Here is a 14,674-nt window from a genome sequence, read left to right on the forward strand (position 1 = left end):
CGGAAGGGAGCGTCAGGAGGTGCGGGAGTGCGTGTGCCGTCCCGCGCCGCTCACCGGAGGCCCGGTGGCGGGGACGTGCTCATCGGCTCAACGACAGCCGGTCGACTTGACCTTGCCGAAGTCCACGACTCGGCATTGAGTCAGACGGGGCGTCAGATGATGGTCGAGTCCGTGGCGGCATGCGAGGGCGCAAGCCGGGTACCGGCCGTACTCCGTCGCGATCGCTGGCCTGAACATGGCACTGAGCATGCAGGACGAGGGCACTCTGCGTCCAATGCCGAATACTGATCGAGATTGATCACGAACGCTTATCGGTCACTCGCGGATCGGTACGCGCCCGGGGGACGGTCTGTGCTCATCGAGTGGGGATTGTGCCGGACACCGATGCGGAGTTACCGTTCACGCAGGTTATGAGTGTCAGCGACAAGCCCTGGTTGGCTGACCGGCAACCCTCCTGACGCGGCGGGGTGCTCCAGGTGACGACCCGGCGGAGCCGAAGACGGCAGCGCAAGCGCGAGAGCTCGGACCGGTACGACCGGTCGAGGCGGAGGTGATGGCAGTGCGAGGACGGTACGGCACACGCACGGCCTTCGCCGTCAGGAGCCGCCACCCCCGTGCCGTCGGCATGTTCTCCCGGCGCCACATCGATCTCCAGCGTGTCGCCGGCGCCCTGTGTCCGGCGTACGTGAACGCCGCGCCGCGGCACACCCCGTAGCGGCACCTCCTCCGCCGCACGGCCCCGACGTACAGCGCCCTCCGACGCACGTCCGCCGACTTCCGCCCGGGACAGGACCCGGAAACGGAAGGCACTCGGCATGTCCAGGAGAACTCCCGGTCCAGGAGAACTCCGCGCCCACGTGATGTTCGAGTCCACCTTTTCGAGTCCACGAGATTTCCGAGCGGGAAGCGGTACCGCCATGCCTTCAGCACCTTCACCCCTCCATCTGGCCGTCGCCCTCGACGCCGCGGGCTGGCATCCGGCGGCCTGGCGCGAGCCAGGTGCCCGGCCCCGCGAGCTGTTCACCGCGCGGTACTGGACCGACCTGGTGACCGAGGCCGAGCGGGGCCTGCTGGACTTCGTGACCATCGAGGACTCCCTGAGCCTCCAGTCCTCGTCCTTCGCCGGACCCGACGGCCGCACCGACCAGGTACGGGGCCGGCTCGACGCGGTGCTGGTCGCCGCCCGGGTCGCGCCGCTGACCCGGCACATCGGATTGATCCCCACGGCCGTCGTCACCCACACCGAGCCGTTCCACGTCTCCAAGGCCATCGCCACCCTCGACCACGTCAGCACCGGCCGGGCCGGCGTCCAGGTCAAGGTGTCAGGACGCGCCGACGAGGCCCCGCACTTCGGCCGCAGGCCGGCCGTCCAACTGCGTGTCGACGAGCTGGACTCGCCCGCGGGCCTGGCCCTGCTGAAGGAGCTCTTCGACGAGGCGGGCGACTACGTCGAAGTGCTGCGCAGGCTCTGGGACAGCTGGGAGGACGACGCCGAGATCCGCGACGCGGCCACCGGCCGCTTCATCGACAGGGACAAGCTCCACTACATCGACTTCACGGGGGAGCGGTTCAGCGTCAAGGGCCCCTCCATCACCCCGCGCCCGCCGCAGGGACAGCCGGTCGTCGCCGCGCTCGCCCACCGTGCGGAACCGTTCCGCCTCGTCGCGACCTCGACCGACGTCGGCTTCGTCACCCCGCGCGACCCCGAGGACACCAGGGCGATCCTCACCGAGATCCGCGCCGCGCAGGCCACCGCCGGGCGCGCCGATGAGACCGTCCACGTCTTCGGCGACCTGGTCGTCTTCCTCGACGACGACCCCGCGGCCGCCGCCGGCCGCAGGGCACACCTGGAGGAGCGCGCGGGCGCCCCCTACACCAGTGACGCCCGGGTCTTCACCGGTACGCCCGCCGAGCTGGCAGACCTGCTCCTCGAAGGCCAGGAGGCCGGCCTGACCGGATTCCGCCTGCGGCCCGCCGCCCTGCCCCACGACCTGGAGCGGATCACCCGGGGCCTGGTGCCGGAACTCCAGCGGCGCGGAGTCTTCCGTACCGCCTACGAGGCGGCCACCCTGCGCGGCCTGCTCGGGCTGCCCCGCCCCGCGAACCGGTACGCCGCGCTCTGAGCGTGACCCGGCCTCGCCCGCTCCGAAGAGAGCTCCGAAGACACGTAAGGACGCACCCCGCATGAGCAAGCCCGTCAAGCAGATCCACCTCGCCGCCCACTTCCCCGGCGTGAACAACAGCACCGTGTGGAGCGACCCCGCCGCCGGCAGCCAGATCGACTTCAGCTCCTTCGCCCACCTCGCCAGGACGGCGGAGCGCGCCAAGTTCGACTTCCTCTTCCTGGCCGAGGGGCTGCGGCTGCGCGAGCAGAACGGGGAGATCTACGACCTCGACGTCGTCGGCCGTCCCGACACCTTCACCGTCCTCACCGCCCTGGCCGCCGTCACCGAGAAGCTCGGACTCGCCGGGACGATCAACTCCACGTTCAACGAACCGTACGAAGTGGCCCGGCAGTTCGCGACGCTCGACCACCTGTCCGCGGGCCGGGCCGCCTGGAACGTCGTCACCTCCTGGGACGAGTTCACCGGACAGAACTTCCGGCGCGGCGGCTTCCTGGCCCAGGAGGACCGCTACCTGCGCGCCCGGCAGTTCCTCGCCGCGACCTGGGAGCTGTTCGACTCCTGGCGCGGCGACGAGATCACGGCCGACCAGGACGCCGGGATCTTCCTCACCGATCCGGCGCCCGGCCGGTTCGACCACCACGTCGACCAGTTCGGCATCAGCGGCCACTTCAACGTCCCCCGCAGCCCGCAGGGCCGCCCCGTCATCTTCCAGGCGGGCGACTCCGAGGAGGGCAGGGAGTTCGCGGCCTCGGGCGCGGACGCCATCTTCACCCGCCACGGCACCCTGGAGGACGGCCAGGCGTTCTACACCGACGTCAAGCGGCGCCTCGCCCGGTACGGCCGCGCCCACGACGAGCTGAAGATCCTGCCCGGCGTCACCTTCGTGCTCGGGGACACCGACGCCGACGCCGGGGAGAAGGCGGACGTCATCCGCCACCAGCAGGTCAGCGGCCCCACCGCCATCAAACTGCTCGAACAGCTCTGGAACCGCGACCTCAGCTCGTACGACCCCGACGGACCGCTGCCCGCCGTCGACCCGCTCGTCGGCGAGAACACCGTGGCCCGGGGCAGGGCCTCCGTACGGATGCACCGCGACCCGGTGGCCACCGCCGCCCGGTGGCGCGCCCTGGCCGAGGAGAAGGACCTCTCGATCCGCGAGCTGATCATCGCGGTGACCGGACGGCAGTCCTTCATCGGCTCCCCGGCCACCGTCGCGGAAGCGCTCAACCACTTCGTCCAGTCCGACGCCAGCGACGGATTCATCCTCACCCCGCACCTGACACCCGGCGGTCTGGACGACTTCGCCGACACCGTCGTACCGCTGCTCCAGGAGAGGGGCGTCTTCCGCGTCGAGTACGAGGGCGACACCCTGCGCGAGCACTTGGGGCTCGGTGCGGCCGGCGCGGTGCGGTCCGACCTGGCCGGGGCCGCCAACAGGAAGGCCGCGTCATGAAGTTCCTCGCCATCACCCTGATCGTGCACGCGCCCGACCCGGTCACCGGTGTCAAGAAATCGACCCACGACCGCTTCCGGGAGGTGATCGACAACGCCCTGCTCGCCGAAGAGCTGGGCTTCGACGGCTTCGGGGTGGGCGAGCGCCACGAGCGCCCCTTCATCTCCTCGTCGCCGCCGGTCGTGCTGAGCCATCTCGCCGCCCTCACCCGGCGGATCCGGCTGTTCACGGCGGTGACCACCCTGAGCCTGCTCGACCCGGTCCGGGCGTACGAGGACTACGCCACGCTCGACCACCTGTCCAACGGCCGCCTGGAACTGATCATCGGCAAGGGCAACGGAGCCGCCCAGCGCGAGCTCTACCACGTCACCGCCGAGGACCAGTGGGAGCGCAACGCCGAGTCGTACGAACTCTTCCGGCAGATCTGGCGCAACGACAAGGTCACCGCCTCACCCGTGTTCCGGGGCGAGTTGAAGGACGCCGAGGTCTGGCCCCGGCCGTACCAGCGGCCCGTCCGCGTCTGGCACGGCAGCGCGACCAGCCGGGAGTCGGTGGACCTGGCCGCCCGCTACGGCGACCCGCTGTTCTCCGCCAACGTCACCAACCCCATCGAGCCGTACGCCGAACTGGTCCGCCACTACCGCGAACGGTGGGAGCACTACGGCCACGACCCGGCGCTCGCCACCGTCGGCGCGGGCTCCGCCGGGTTCTACACGGCCCGCACTTCGCAGGAGGCGGTGGCGGCCTACCGGCCCGTCTTCGAGGGGCAGTTGGCCTTCCAGAAGCGGCTCGGACTCGAACCCGTCTTCCCCACCCTGGAGGACTTCGTCGCCCGCAGCTCCGCCCTCATCGGCAGCCCGCAGCAGGTGATCGAGAAGGTGCACCGCTACCACGAACAGTTCGGCCACAGCGTGCTGCACATCCAGGCCGACGCCTCGGGACTCACCCCGGCCCGGCACCGGGCGAGCCTGGAGCTGTTCCAGGCCGAGATCGCCCCGACCCTGCGCCGTGACCTGCCCGACCCGCCCTGGACGTGGGGACCGGTCGCGCCCGCCGACGGGACGACGGACGAGGCCCCGGCCCGTACGGACCAGTCCGCCACCGGTACGGCCACCCGTGCGGACGACACCGCCGCGCCCGCACCCACCCCGCGCTGACAAGGAGCGATCATCATGGCCCCCCACCGCACACCCCTGGCGGTCCTGGACCTCGTCCCGATCTCCTCCGGGTCCACCGCGGCCCAGGCGCTGCGCAACAGCGTCGACCTGGCCCAGCACGCCGAACGCCTGGGCTACGCCCGGTACTGGTTCGCCGAGCACCACCTCAACCCCGGGGTCGCGGGCACCTCCCCGGCCGTCGTCCTCGCCCTCACCGCCGCCGCGACCTCCACCATCCGGCTCGGGTCGGGCGCCGTCCAGCTGGGACACCGCACCGCCCTGTCCACCGTCGAGGAGTTCGGCCTGCTCGACACGGTGTACCCGGGCCGGTTCGACCTCGGCCTCGGCCGCTCCGGGGGCAGAGGAGCCCTCCCCGCCAAGGAGGTCCCGCCGGTCGCGGCGACCCCCGTCGTCGACGGCCGTACCCCGAACGGGCTGCGGATCCCCGCCCCGTTCTCCTTCGAACACCTGCTGCGCTCCCCGCTCTTCGCGCTGCACAAGAAGCTGCTCCAGCAGCCGGGCGCCGAATCCCCGCCGTACGACGAGCAGATAGCCGACATCCTCGCCCTGCTCGGCGGCACGTACGCCACCGGCGAGGGCGTCGAGGCCCACATCGTGCCCGGTGAGGGCGCCGACCTCCAGGTCTGGATCCTCGGCACCAGCGCGGGCATCAGCGCCCAGGTCGCGGGCGCCAACGGCCTGCGGTTCGCGGCGAATTACCATGTCAGCCCGGCCAGCGTGCTGGAGGCCGCCGAGGGGTACCGCGCGGCGTTCAAGCCCTCCGCCGAGCTGGACCTGCCCTACGTCAGCGTCTCCGCCGACGTCGTCGTCGCCGAGGACGAGGCCACCGCGCGCGAACTGGCCACCGGCTACGGCCTGTGGGTGCGCAGCATCCGCAGCGGGGAGGGCGCCATCCCGTTCCCGACGCCCGAGGAGGCCAGGGCCCACGTCTGGTCCGACGCGGACAGGACCCTGGTCGCCGACCGCCTCGAAACCCAGTTCGTCGGCTCGCCGCAACAGGTCGCCGACCAGCTGGAGATCCTCCGCGACGCCACCGGCGCCGACGAGCTGATCGTCACCACCATCACCCACGACCACGCGGACCGGGTCCGCAGCTACGAACTGCTGGCCGGCGAATGGGGCCGGCGATGAGCTCCCGCCCCGCCCAGTGCCTCGAACAGCGGCCCGAACGCCACGGTCTGCGCCCGGCGGACCTGCGGAAGGTCTTCGGGACCTTCCCCACCGGGGTCACGGCCGTCGCGGCGCTCGTGGACGGGCGGCCGGTGGGCCTCGCCGCCAGCTCGTTCACGTCCGTGTCCCTCGACCCGCCGCTCATCTCGGTGTGCGTCGCCCACAGCTCGACCACCTGGCCCGTGCTGCGCGACCGGGCGCGGCTCGGGGTCTCCGTGCTCGGCGCCCACCAGGAACGGGCCTGCCGGCGGCTCGCCTCCCGCGACGGAGACCGGTTCGCCGGCCTCGACTGGCGCGCCACCGGCGACGGGGCGGTGCTGATCGAGGACGCGAGCGCGTGGTTCGACTGCACCGTCGAGCGGCACATCGAAGCCGGTGACCACGACATCGTCCTGCTGCGCATCCACGAGCTGGACGCCGACCACGGGGTGCCCCCGCTGGTCTTCCATGCCGGAGGTTTCCGGCGCCTCGAAGAGAATCTGAGGGAGTCCCTGTGACGGTCCAGGACATCGACCGGGTCGACCGGACACGTTTTGCCGAGGAGTGGCGGCAGTGGCGTGACGCGCACGAGCGGGTGCTCGCCGATCCGCACGGCTTCCTCGCGGTCACCAGCCTGCGCTGGCTGGACGCCGAGCCGGCCAGGTTCCCCGACGCGCCCGGCGCGTGGTCCACCACGGCGGACGGCGTACGGGTGGAGCTGGACGAGGGCGAGGAGCTGACCGTCGACGGCACGGCGGTGCACGGCACGTACAGCTTCGGGGCCCTCGCCGAACGCGCCAGCGTGTACGCCGGGGCGGGCGACGCCGTGATCGAGGTCGCCAAGCGCGGCGGCCACGACATCGTGCGCCCCCGCCACCCGGACAGCGAACTGCTCGCCGCCCACGTCCCCGCTCCCACGTACGAGCCCGACCCGCGCTGGGTCCGTACGGGTCGCTACGTGCCGTACGAGACACCCCGCGCGGTGACGGTGGGCGCGGCCGTCGAGGGGCTCCAGCACGTGTACGACTCCCCGGGCCAGGTCGAGTTCGATCTGGACGGCGGGACGCACCGGCTGACCGCGTTCAACGGCCGCGACCCCGGCAGCCTCTTGGTGCTCTTCACCGATGCCACGTCCGGCGTCACGACCTACGCGGCGAACCGTACGGTCGCCGTCGCGGCCCCCGACGCCGAGGGCGCGGTGCGCATCGACTTCAACCGGGCGACCAACCTGCCCTGCGCGTACACCGACCTGGCCACGTGCCCGCTCCCCCCGGCGGAGAACCGCCTGCCGGTCGCGGTCGAGGCCGGCGAGAAGATCCCCCACGAACGGCTCGGGGGACAGTAGGCCACCAGCCCGCGGATGCCTCGTGGACGGCCTCACCCCTCACGCCGGGGTGAGGCCGTCCACGACCGGCGAGAAGAGATGCCTGTGGCGGGCGGCGAGGGACGGACCCGTCGTATACAACTCCGGTCGCGCGGCCCGGGCCTGAGCGGAACCGGCCAGTCCTGTCAGACCCCTGGCGTGGTATCGGTGACCGGGGGCATCCTCCCCGTATGCGTCTCCTTCTGGCCCGGTGCCTGCGGTCCGCGGTTAACGCGCTGGTCGCTTTCGGGCACCTCTGGGTCTACGTCCCCCCGCTGCCCCCTTCCCCCACCGCACAGACGCTGCCGAGTCCCCCCGCCCCGCCCGGACCGCAGCGGTTGACGGGCCCGGCGCCGGGTCATCCCGAGCGGCTGTGCCCCGAAGTCCCGCTCAGCGAGACCGAGATGATGCTGCGCAGGCAGCTGCTCGGGGCCCGTGGCGCGGAACTGTCCGGCGACTGACCGCTCACACCGAGCCGCGCAGAGCGGCGAGGAGTTCCATCGTACGGAGCTGCTCCCGCGCGTCGCCGACGACACTGGCCACCAACTCCGTCGCGCCCGCGCGCGCGTAGCGCCGGACCGCCCGCTCGACGGTGGCCTCGTCCCCGGCGACGACGGTCTCGCTGAGCCGTGTGCTGCCCTGCCGCTCCAACTGCGCCTTGTAGTTGGGCAGCCGGGCCGCGCCGCCGAACCGCTCGTCGATGTCGCGCAGGACACGGTCGGGGTCGGCCGTCACGCTCATCAGGACGGTGACCACCACGCGCGGCTCGGGGCGCCCGGCGGCCGAGGCCGCGTCGGTGACGAGCGGCCGGATCCGCTCCGCGACCGCGTCGGGGCCGGTCCACACGGTGACCACGCCGTCGGCGAGTTCACCGGCGAGGCGCAGCATCCTCGGGCCGAGCGCGGCGAGTAGCACGGACGGCTCCGCCGCGCCGGGCACGTCGACCCGGCCGACCGCGGTGAGGGTCCTGCCGTGGTGGTCGGCCGGTTCGCCGCGCAGCAGCGGGCGCAGCGCCGTGAGGTATTCGCGGACGTGGTCGGCGGGGCGGTCGTACGAGTGCCCGTACTGCCCCTCGACGACGGGCCGGTGGCTCGGACCGACGCCGAGGGTCAGCCGGCCCCCGGCCGCCGCCTGGGCGGTGAGCGCCTGCCCGGCCAGCGCGAGCGGGTGGCGGGGGTAGGTCGGTACGACGGCGGTGCCCAGGTCGATGCCGCTCACCCGCTGCCCGGCGAGGGCCACCAGGGTGAGGGCGTCCCACGAGCCGTACTGGGGGAAGAAGGCGCTGTCGAGCCCCGCCCCGGCCGCGTCGGCGACGCGGCCGAGGATGGTGTCCAGCGTGCTCTGCTCGGTGTTGACGAAGATCCCTACGCGCATGGCCGCTCCAAGGTGAATCCCGGCTTCATGTTACGGGTCAGGACTGTACCGTAAGATGAATGCCTCATTCACTTTGACGGAGAGGTCCCGGACATGCGGTCGGACGCCAGGCGCAACCGTGAGCTGATCGTCGCGTCCGCCCTGCGCATGCTCTCCGGGTACGGCGCGGACGTGCCCATGGAGCGCATCGCCCGCGAGGCCGGGGTGGCGGTGGGCACGATCTACCGCCACTTCCCCGACCGTCAGGCGCTGTTGCTGGGCATCGCCACCGACGCGCTGCGGGACCTGCTCGCGTTCAGCCGCGTCGCCACGGACGCCGAGGGCCCGCGCGGCCCCGTACTGACCGGCATTGTCGGGCACTGCATGGGCCTGCCCCTTGCCCTGGTCAAGTCCCTCGCGGAGGCACCGGTCGTCAGCCCCGAACTGACCCACCTGCAAGGGGAGTTCGACGACGTCCTCCGGCTGACCGTGACCACCGCCCAGGAGGAGGGCGCCCTGCGCCGCGACCTCTCCCCGGACGAGATCGTCGACCTGATACAGGTCATGGTCTGCCGCCCGGGCGCCCGCTTCGACGACCCGATGACACGTGTGATGCTCGACGGCCTTCGTCCCCCGGCCGGCTCCCGACCGAATTGATAGCCATGGCTATAGTAGCCATGTACGCTATATTTATGAGCAGTGAGGGATCGCACGGACCCACCCCCGGCTATCTGGTCTGGCGGCTTTCCACCAAGTGGCGCGTCGCCGTCGACCGGGCGCTCGCGCCGATGGGGCTCACGCACGCCCAGTACGCCCTGCTGTCCTCGCTGTACGGCATGCGGCAGGCCGGACTGCGCCCCAGCCAGCGCGAGATGGCCGATCACACGGGCCTGGAGGCCCTGTACGTCTCCAAGCTGGCCCGCGCGCTGGAGGCCGACGGGCTCATCGAGCGGGTCCGTGACGCCAAGGACTCCCGCGCGGTGCGGCTCACCCTCACGGAGAGCGGGCGTGAGGCCGTACGTCCGGCCATGGACACCGTCCAGGCGCTGATGGACCGCCTCCTGGCCCCCCTGGGCGGCCGGGACGACTTCCGTACGACCGCGTTCGTGCGCGACCTGACCGCCCTCCTGGACGCGCCTCTCGAACCTCCGTACTGACATCCGGCGGAAGGACCCCGACATGCCCTCGACACCCGTGCTCGACTCGACCCTCCACTACGAGGACTCGGGGAGCGGAACACCCTTCGTGTTCCTCCACGGCAACCCCGGCTCCTCCCACGTCTGGCGCAACGTCCTGCCCCGCGCCGGCCAGGGACGGCTCCTCGCGCCCGACCTCATCGGGATGGGCCGCTCCGGCAAACCCGACCTCCCCTACCGCTTCGCCGACCACGCCCGCTACCTCGACGCCTGGTTCGACGCCCTCGGACTCGACCGCGTCGTCCTGATCGGCCACGACTGGGGCGGCGCGCTCGCCTTCGACTGGGCCGCCCGGCACCCGGAGCGGGTCGCCGGCATCGCGTTCCTGGAGGCCATCGTCAAGCCGCTGGCCCACGAGGACCTGACCCCGCAGGCGCGCGAGCGCTTCGAGCGACTCCGTACCCCCGGCCTCGGGGAGGAGCTGGCGCTCGATCAGGACCTCATGATCCGGCAGGCGTTCACCGGGGGAGTGCTCACCCCGGTGGACGGGAGGGACCTCGCCGCGTACCTCGCCCCGTACCCCACCCGAGACAGCCGCCGTCCCCTCCTCGCCTGGGCGCGCCAGATGCCGGTCGGCGGCGAGCCGGCCGAACTGGTCGCCCGCGTCAGGGCGTTCGACGCCTGGCTCGCGACCAGCACGCACGTACCGAAGCTCCTCATGACCTTCGAGGGCTCGCCCACCCTGCTCATCGGCAAGGAACTGGCCGACTGGTGCGCGACCCACATCGCCGCGCTCGAATCCGTCGCCTGTGGCGAGGCGGGACACCACGCGCCCGAGGACCGCCCGGAGGAGATCGCCGCCGCCCTCTCCGCGTGGGCGGACCGGCACGGACTGCGCCACGCGGCCTGACGGAGGCGGGCTGACGGGAGGCGGGAAGCGCGGCCGTACCGCGCCCGCCGCCCCCGCTACTCGCCCCGCCGCCTGATTTTGCTGCCCAGCCACACCAGCGGGTCGTACTTCCGGTCCACCGCCCTCTCCTTGAGCGGGATCAGGGCGTTGTCCGTGATCCTGATGTGCTCGGGGCAGACCTCCGTACAGCACTTGGTGATGTTGCAGTAGCCGAGACCGTGCTCGTCCTGCGCCGTGACACTCCGCTCGACACCCGACTCGCCGGCCGCGTCCAGCGGATGCATGTCCAGCTCCGCCACCCGCATCAGGAACCGCGGGCCCGCGAACGCGGTCTTGTTCTCTTCGTGGTCCCGCACCACATGACAGGTGTCCTGGCAGAGGAAACACTCGATGCACTTACGGAACTCCTGCGAGCGGTTCACATCCACCTGCCGCATCCGGTAGTCCCCGGCCGCCACCCCCGGCGGCGGTACGAACGACGCCACCTCCCGCGCCTTCGTGTAGTTGAAGGACACGTCCGTCACCAGGTCGCGGATGACCGGGAACGCCCGCAGCGGGGTGATCGTGATCGTCTCCTCGCGCGAGAAGACGGACATCCGCGTCATGCACAGCAGCCGCGGCCGGCCGTTGATCTCCGCGCTGCACGAACCGCACTTGCCCGCCTTGCAGTTCCAGCGCACCGCCAGGTCCGTGGCCTGCGTGGCCTGGATACGGTGGACGATGTCGAGGACCACCTCCCCGTCGTGCACCTCGACGGCGAAGTCCTTCAGCTCCCCGCCCGCCGCGTCGCCCCGCCAGACCCGGAACGCCGCCTCGTACACCGTCGACACCTCGGGGTCCGCCTTCCGGCTCACATCCGGGCTCACTCGTGCAACTCCTCTTCGGCCAGGTACTTGACCAGCTCTTCCTTGTCGAACAGGGCGAGCAGGTCGGGACGTATGGGCTCGGTCGTGTGCCGCGTGAGCGTGATCCGCCCCGCCGAAGGGCCGGCGGCCGGACCGTCCGGCGGACCGGTCAGCCGGCAGTGCAGATTGATCCGGCGCCAGTCGGGATCCATCCCCGGCCAGTCGTCCCGGGTGTGCCCGCCCCGGCTCTCCGTACGCTCCAGGGCCGCCCGCGCGACACACTCGCTGACCAGGAGCATGTTGCGCAGGTCGAGCGCGAGGTGCCAGCCGGGATTGAACTGCCGGTGCCCCTCGACCCCGGCCCGCCGCGCCCGTACGCGCAGGCCGGCCAGCTTCTCCAGCGCGTCCTCCATCTCGTCCTGGCGCCGGATGATGCCGACCAGGTCGTTCATCGCCTGCTGGAGTTCCTGGTGGAGCGTGTACGGGTTCTCCGGCGGCAGGCCGGTCTCCCCGCCCTCCGCGCTGAACGGGCGCAGCGCCTCGGCCGCCGCCGCGTCGATCTCCCCCTCGTGCACGGCCGGACGCCCGTCGAGCCCCGCGGCGTACGCCGCCGCGTGGAGTCCCGCCCGCCGGCCGAAGACCAGCAGGTCGGAGAGGGAGTTGCCGCCGAGCCGGTTGGAGCCGTGCATCCCGCCCGCGACCTCACCGGCGGCGTACAGTCCGGTCACCCCCGGGGCCGCGGCGGTCTCCGAGTCGACCGCGATCCCGCCCATCACGTAGTGGCAGGTGGGGCCGACCTCCATCGCCTCCGTGGTGATGTCCACGTCCGCCAGCTCCTTGAACTGGTGGTACATCGACGGCAGCCGGCGCTTGATCGCCTCCGCCGGCATCCGCGTCGACACGTCGAGGAACACCCCGCCGTGCGGGGAGCCGCGCCCCGCCTTGACCTCGGAGTTGATGGCCCTGGCCACCTCGTCGCGGGGGAGCAGCTCGGGCGGCCGCAGGTTGTGGTCCGGATCGTGGTACCAACGGTCGCCCTCGTCCTCCGAGTTGGCGTACTTCTCCTTGAAGACGTCGGGGATGTAGTCGAACATGAACCGCTTGCCCTCGGCGTTGCGCAGCACCCCGCCGTCCCCGCGCACCGACTCGGTGACCAGCAGCCCCTTGACCGAGGGCGGCCAGATCATCCCGGTCGGATGGAACTGCACGAACTCCATGTTCAGCAGCGGCGCCCCCGCCAGCAGCGCCAGCGCGTGGCCGTCGCCGGTGTACTCCCAGGAGTTCGAGGTGACCTTGAACGACTTCCCGATGCCTCCCGTGGCGAGCACCACCGCGGGGGCCTCCAGCACGAAGAAGCGCCCGGTCTCCCGGTCGTAGCAGAAGGTGCCCGCGACCCGCTCGCCGTCCTTGAGGATCCGGGTGACCGTGCACTCCTGATAGACCTTCAGCCGCGACTCGTAGTCGCCGGTCTCCCGGAAGTCCTCCTGCTGGAGCGAGACGATCTTCTGCTGGAGGGTGCGGATCAGTTCCAACCCGGTACGGTCGCCGACGTGCGCGAGCCGGGGGTACTCGTGCCCGCCGAAGTTGCGCTGGGAGATCCTGCCGTCGGGGGTACGGTCGAACAGGGCGCCCCAGGTCTCCAACTCCCAGACCCGGTCCGGTGCTTCCTGGGCGTGCAGCTCCGCCATGCGCCACTGGTTGAGGAACTTGCCGCCGCGCAGCGTGTCGCGGAAGTGCACCTGCCAGTTGTCACCGGAGTTCACATTGCCCATGGAGGCGGCGATCCCGCCCTCGGCCATCACCGTATGGGCCTTGCCGAACAGGGACTTGCAGATGACAGCGGTCCTGGCACCCCGCTCGCGCGCCTCGACGGCGGCCCGCAGCCCGGCGCCGCCCGCGCCGACCACGACGACGTCCCACTGCCGGCGTTCGAGTTGCGTCATGTGTGAAGGCTCTCCCTGTCCTAGAAGAAGTCACCAGAAGAAGTCACCAGAAGAAGTCACTAGAAGAAGCGCGGATCGGCGAAGGCTCCGGAGGCGAGCAGATAGACATAGAAATCGGCCGCGGCGACACTGATCAACGACGCCCAGGCGAGTTGCATATGACGGTGATTCAGCCTGCCGACCCATCCCCACAGCCGATAGCGCACCGGATGTTTCGAGAAATGCCGCAGCCGCCCTCCGATGACATGCCGGCAGGAATGGCAGGAGAGGGTGTACGCCCAGATCAACGCCACATTCACCACGAAGATCACACTCCCGAGCCCCATGTGGCCCCAGGCGTATTCCTCGTCCCGGAAGGAGAGCACGGCGTCGTACGTGAGAATGCCCGCGACCAGCAGGGCGGCGTAGAAGAAGTAGCGGTGGAGGTTCTGGAGGATCAAGGGGAAACGTGTCTCGCCGCTGTACGCCGCGTGCGGCTCGGCGACCGCGCAGGCCGGGGGAGAGGCCCAGAAACTCCGGTAGTAGGCCTTGCGGTAGTAGTAGCAGGTCATCCGGAAGCCGAGCGGGAAGATCAGGATCAGCAGCGCCGGTGAAATACCCCACCAGCTCCCGAACAGATCCCAGTTGGGCCCTTGACGCATCGTCAGACAGTTGTCCGCGAGGCACGGTGAGTAGAACGGCGAGACGTAAGGAGCCGCGTAGTAGTGGGAATTGGCGAACGCCCGCCAGGTCGAGTACACGACGAAGAGGAACAGGCCGGCCGCCGTCGCGGCGGGCGCGAGCCACCAGCGGTCCGTGCGCAGATGCCGCGCGGCGATGGCGGCACGTCCCGCGCCGCGCACCCCCGCACTGAGTGGGGGAGGTTCCGTACCGGTGGCCAACAAGATCTCCTCGGGAGAAGGACGCCGCCGACAACAGGCCCGCGGGCCCGCTCTAGGGGGCCCGGCGGTTGCGTACGCCCAGTCCCTCGTCGTCCGAGTCCGTCCAGAGCGCGCTGTCGTACGGCGTGTCGGGGATCGGGATGAGGTCGGGCACGCGGCCGGGCGCGGGGGGCGGGGAGCGTTGTTCACGCAGCTCGGCGAGGCTGCGCTCCAACCGTTCGACCGTGCGGATGAGGTCGTCCAGACGTTTCCTGACAGCTGCCAACTCGTCCTGCGATGACATCTCACCCTTCCGTCGCACGGCCTTGGGTGGCATGGGATGTACGGTCCCAGCAGT

At 71.2% G+C, this 14,674-nt stretch carries 16 protein-coding genes and 1 riboswitch; of the genes, 11 read left to right on the forward strand and 5 right to left on the reverse strand.

Going from position 1 to position 14,674, the window contains the following annotated elements; genetic code table 11:
• Positions 1–406 precede the first annotated feature (406 nt).
• Positions 407–520: riboswitch (SAM riboswitch) on the forward strand.
• Between the two features lie 33 nt (positions 521–553).
• The 8 genes from ACIO1C_RS03005 to ACIO1C_RS03040 all read left to right on the forward strand — a co-directional run bounded on the left by ACIO1C_RS03005 (position 554) and on the right by ACIO1C_RS03040 (position 7,730).
• A complete protein-coding gene (locus tag ACIO1C_RS03005) occupies positions 554–715 on the forward strand; it encodes a putative leader peptide (protein WP_401857742.1) in 162 nt (53 codons plus the stop codon).
• A gap of 202 nt (positions 716–917) precedes the next feature.
• Positions 918–2,123 (forward strand): LLM class flavin-dependent oxidoreductase, encoded by a 1,206-nt coding sequence (locus tag ACIO1C_RS03010; protein WP_401857745.1) that lies wholly within the window; start codon positions 918–920, stop codon positions 2,121–2,123.
• Positions 2,124–2,184: 61 nt separating this feature from the next.
• Positions 2,185–3,579, forward strand: coding sequence for an NtaA/DmoA family FMN-dependent monooxygenase (locus ACIO1C_RS03015; RefSeq protein WP_401857748.1), 1,395 nt, complete (start codon positions 2,185–2,187; stop codon positions 3,577–3,579).
• On the forward strand, positions 3,576–4,736 hold the full coding sequence (locus ACIO1C_RS03020; RefSeq protein ID WP_401857750.1) for an LLM class flavin-dependent oxidoreductase: 1,161 nt from the start codon (positions 3,576–3,578) through the stop codon (positions 4,734–4,736). The genes ACIO1C_RS03015 and ACIO1C_RS03020 overlap by 4 nt, the downstream gene beginning before the upstream one ends.
• 15 nt (positions 4,737–4,751) lie before the next feature.
• Entirely contained in the window at positions 4,752–5,888 is a 1,137-nt protein-coding gene (locus ACIO1C_RS03025; RefSeq protein WP_401857753.1) for an LLM class flavin-dependent oxidoreductase, read from the forward strand.
• On the forward strand, positions 5,885–6,424 hold the full coding sequence (locus ACIO1C_RS03030; RefSeq protein ID WP_401857756.1) for a flavin reductase family protein: 540 nt from the start codon (positions 5,885–5,887) through the stop codon (positions 6,422–6,424). The genes ACIO1C_RS03025 and ACIO1C_RS03030 overlap by 4 nt, the downstream gene beginning before the upstream one ends.
• Positions 6,421–7,251, forward strand: coding sequence for a DUF1684 domain-containing protein (locus tag ACIO1C_RS03035; RefSeq protein ID WP_401857758.1), 831 nt, complete (start codon positions 6,421–6,423; stop codon positions 7,249–7,251). Before ACIO1C_RS03030 ends, ACIO1C_RS03035 begins: the two co-directional genes overlap by 4 nt.
• A 209-nt stretch (positions 7,252–7,460) precedes the next feature.
• Entirely contained in the window at positions 7,461–7,730 is a 270-nt protein-coding gene (locus ACIO1C_RS03040; RefSeq protein ID WP_401857760.1) for a DUF6059 family protein, read from the forward strand.
• Positions 7,731–7,734: 4 nt separating this feature from the next.
• Here the strand turns inward: ACIO1C_RS03040 and ACIO1C_RS03045 are convergent, their stop codons facing one another.
• Entirely contained in the window at positions 7,735–8,643 is a 909-nt protein-coding gene (locus ACIO1C_RS03045; RefSeq protein ID WP_401857763.1) for a TIGR03564 family F420-dependent LLM class oxidoreductase, read from the reverse strand.
• Between the two features lie 93 nt (positions 8,644–8,736).
• Between ACIO1C_RS03045 and ACIO1C_RS03050 the strand changes: the two genes are divergently transcribed.
• The 3 genes from ACIO1C_RS03050 to ACIO1C_RS03060 are packed head-to-tail and all read left to right on the forward strand — an operon-like array spanning position 8,737 to position 10,668.
• Positions 8,737–9,279, forward strand: coding sequence for a TetR/AcrR family transcriptional regulator (locus ACIO1C_RS03050; protein ID WP_401857766.1), 543 nt, complete (start codon positions 8,737–8,739; stop codon positions 9,277–9,279).
• Positions 9,280–9,314: 35 nt separating this feature from the next.
• Positions 9,315–9,779 (forward strand): MarR family winged helix-turn-helix transcriptional regulator, encoded by a 465-nt coding sequence (locus tag ACIO1C_RS03055; protein ID WP_401857769.1) that lies wholly within the window; start codon positions 9,315–9,317, stop codon positions 9,777–9,779.
• A gap of 22 nt (positions 9,780–9,801) precedes the next feature.
• Positions 9,802–10,668 (forward strand): haloalkane dehalogenase, encoded by an 867-nt coding sequence (locus tag ACIO1C_RS03060; RefSeq protein WP_401857772.1) that lies wholly within the window; start codon positions 9,802–9,804, stop codon positions 10,666–10,668.
• A 56-nt stretch (positions 10,669–10,724) separates the two neighbouring features.
• On the opposite strand, the gene ACIO1C_RS03065 is transcribed toward ACIO1C_RS03060, so the two are convergent.
• The 4 genes from ACIO1C_RS03065 to ACIO1C_RS03080 are packed head-to-tail and all read right to left on the reverse strand — an operon-like array spanning position 10,725 to position 14,620.
• A complete protein-coding gene (locus ACIO1C_RS03065) occupies positions 10,725–11,534 on the reverse strand; it encodes a succinate dehydrogenase/fumarate reductase iron-sulfur subunit (protein ID WP_401857775.1) in 810 nt (269 codons plus the stop codon).
• Entirely contained in the window at positions 11,531–13,456 is a 1,926-nt protein-coding gene (locus ACIO1C_RS03070) for a fumarate reductase/succinate dehydrogenase flavoprotein subunit (RefSeq protein WP_401857777.1), read from the reverse strand. Before ACIO1C_RS03070 ends, ACIO1C_RS03065 begins: the two co-directional genes overlap by 4 nt.
• 59 nt (positions 13,457–13,515) lie before the next feature.
• On the reverse strand, positions 13,516–14,337 hold the full coding sequence (locus ACIO1C_RS03075) for a hypothetical protein (RefSeq protein WP_401857780.1): 822 nt from the start codon (positions 14,335–14,337) through the stop codon (positions 13,516–13,518).
• Positions 14,338–14,389: 52 nt separating this feature from the next.
• Positions 14,390–14,620: a hypothetical protein gene (locus ACIO1C_RS03080; RefSeq protein WP_401857782.1), complete on the reverse strand. Its 231-nt coding sequence runs from the start codon at positions 14,618–14,620 to the stop codon at positions 14,390–14,392.
• Positions 14,621–14,674: the final 54 nt, after the last annotated feature.

It is taken from the genome of Streptomyces sp. NPDC087420, from assembly GCF_044744165.1.
In the GTDB taxonomy this organism is placed as follows: Bacteria; Actinomycetota; Actinomycetes; order Streptomycetales; family Streptomycetaceae; genus Streptomyces.

Excerpts from the sequence above, each read along its gene's own strand:
- ACIO1C_RS03070 (WP_401857777.1), bottom strand. The coding sequence starts at position 13,456 with ATGACGCAACTCGAACGCCGGCAGTGGGACGTCGTCGTGGTCGGCGCG.
- ACIO1C_RS03060 (WP_401857772.1), top strand. The coding sequence starts at position 9,802 with ATGCCCTCGACACCCGTGCTCGACTCGACCCTCCACTACGAGGACTCG.
- ACIO1C_RS03040 (WP_401857760.1), top strand. The coding sequence starts at position 7,461 with ATGCGTCTCCTTCTGGCCCGGTGCCTGCGGTCCGCGGTTAACGCGCTG.
- ACIO1C_RS03030 (WP_401857756.1), top strand. The coding sequence starts at position 5,885 with ATGAGCTCCCGCCCCGCCCAGTGCCTCGAACAGCGGCCCGAACGCCAC.
- ACIO1C_RS03015 (WP_401857748.1), top strand. The coding sequence starts at position 2,185 with ATGAGCAAGCCCGTCAAGCAGATCCACCTCGCCGCCCACTTCCCCGGC.
- ACIO1C_RS03050 (WP_401857766.1), top strand. The coding sequence starts at position 8,737 with ATGCGGTCGGACGCCAGGCGCAACCGTGAGCTGATCGTCGCGTCCGCC.
- ACIO1C_RS03010 (WP_401857745.1), top strand. The coding sequence starts at position 918 with ATGCCTTCAGCACCTTCACCCCTCCATCTGGCCGTCGCCCTCGACGCC.
- ACIO1C_RS03080 (WP_401857782.1), bottom strand. The coding sequence starts at position 14,620 with ATGTCATCGCAGGACGAGTTGGCAGCTGTCAGGAAACGTCTGGACGAC.
- ACIO1C_RS03005 (WP_401857742.1), top strand. The coding sequence starts at position 554 with ATGGCAGTGCGAGGACGGTACGGCACACGCACGGCCTTCGCCGTCAGG.
- ACIO1C_RS03020 (WP_401857750.1), top strand. The coding sequence starts at position 3,576 with ATGAAGTTCCTCGCCATCACCCTGATCGTGCACGCGCCCGACCCGGTC.
- ACIO1C_RS03055 (WP_401857769.1), top strand. The coding sequence starts at position 9,315 with ATGAGCAGTGAGGGATCGCACGGACCCACCCCCGGCTATCTGGTCTGG.
- ACIO1C_RS03045 (WP_401857763.1), bottom strand. The coding sequence starts at position 8,643 with ATGCGCGTAGGGATCTTCGTCAACACCGAGCAGAGCACGCTGGACACC.
- ACIO1C_RS03025 (WP_401857753.1), top strand. The coding sequence starts at position 4,752 with ATGGCCCCCCACCGCACACCCCTGGCGGTCCTGGACCTCGTCCCGATC.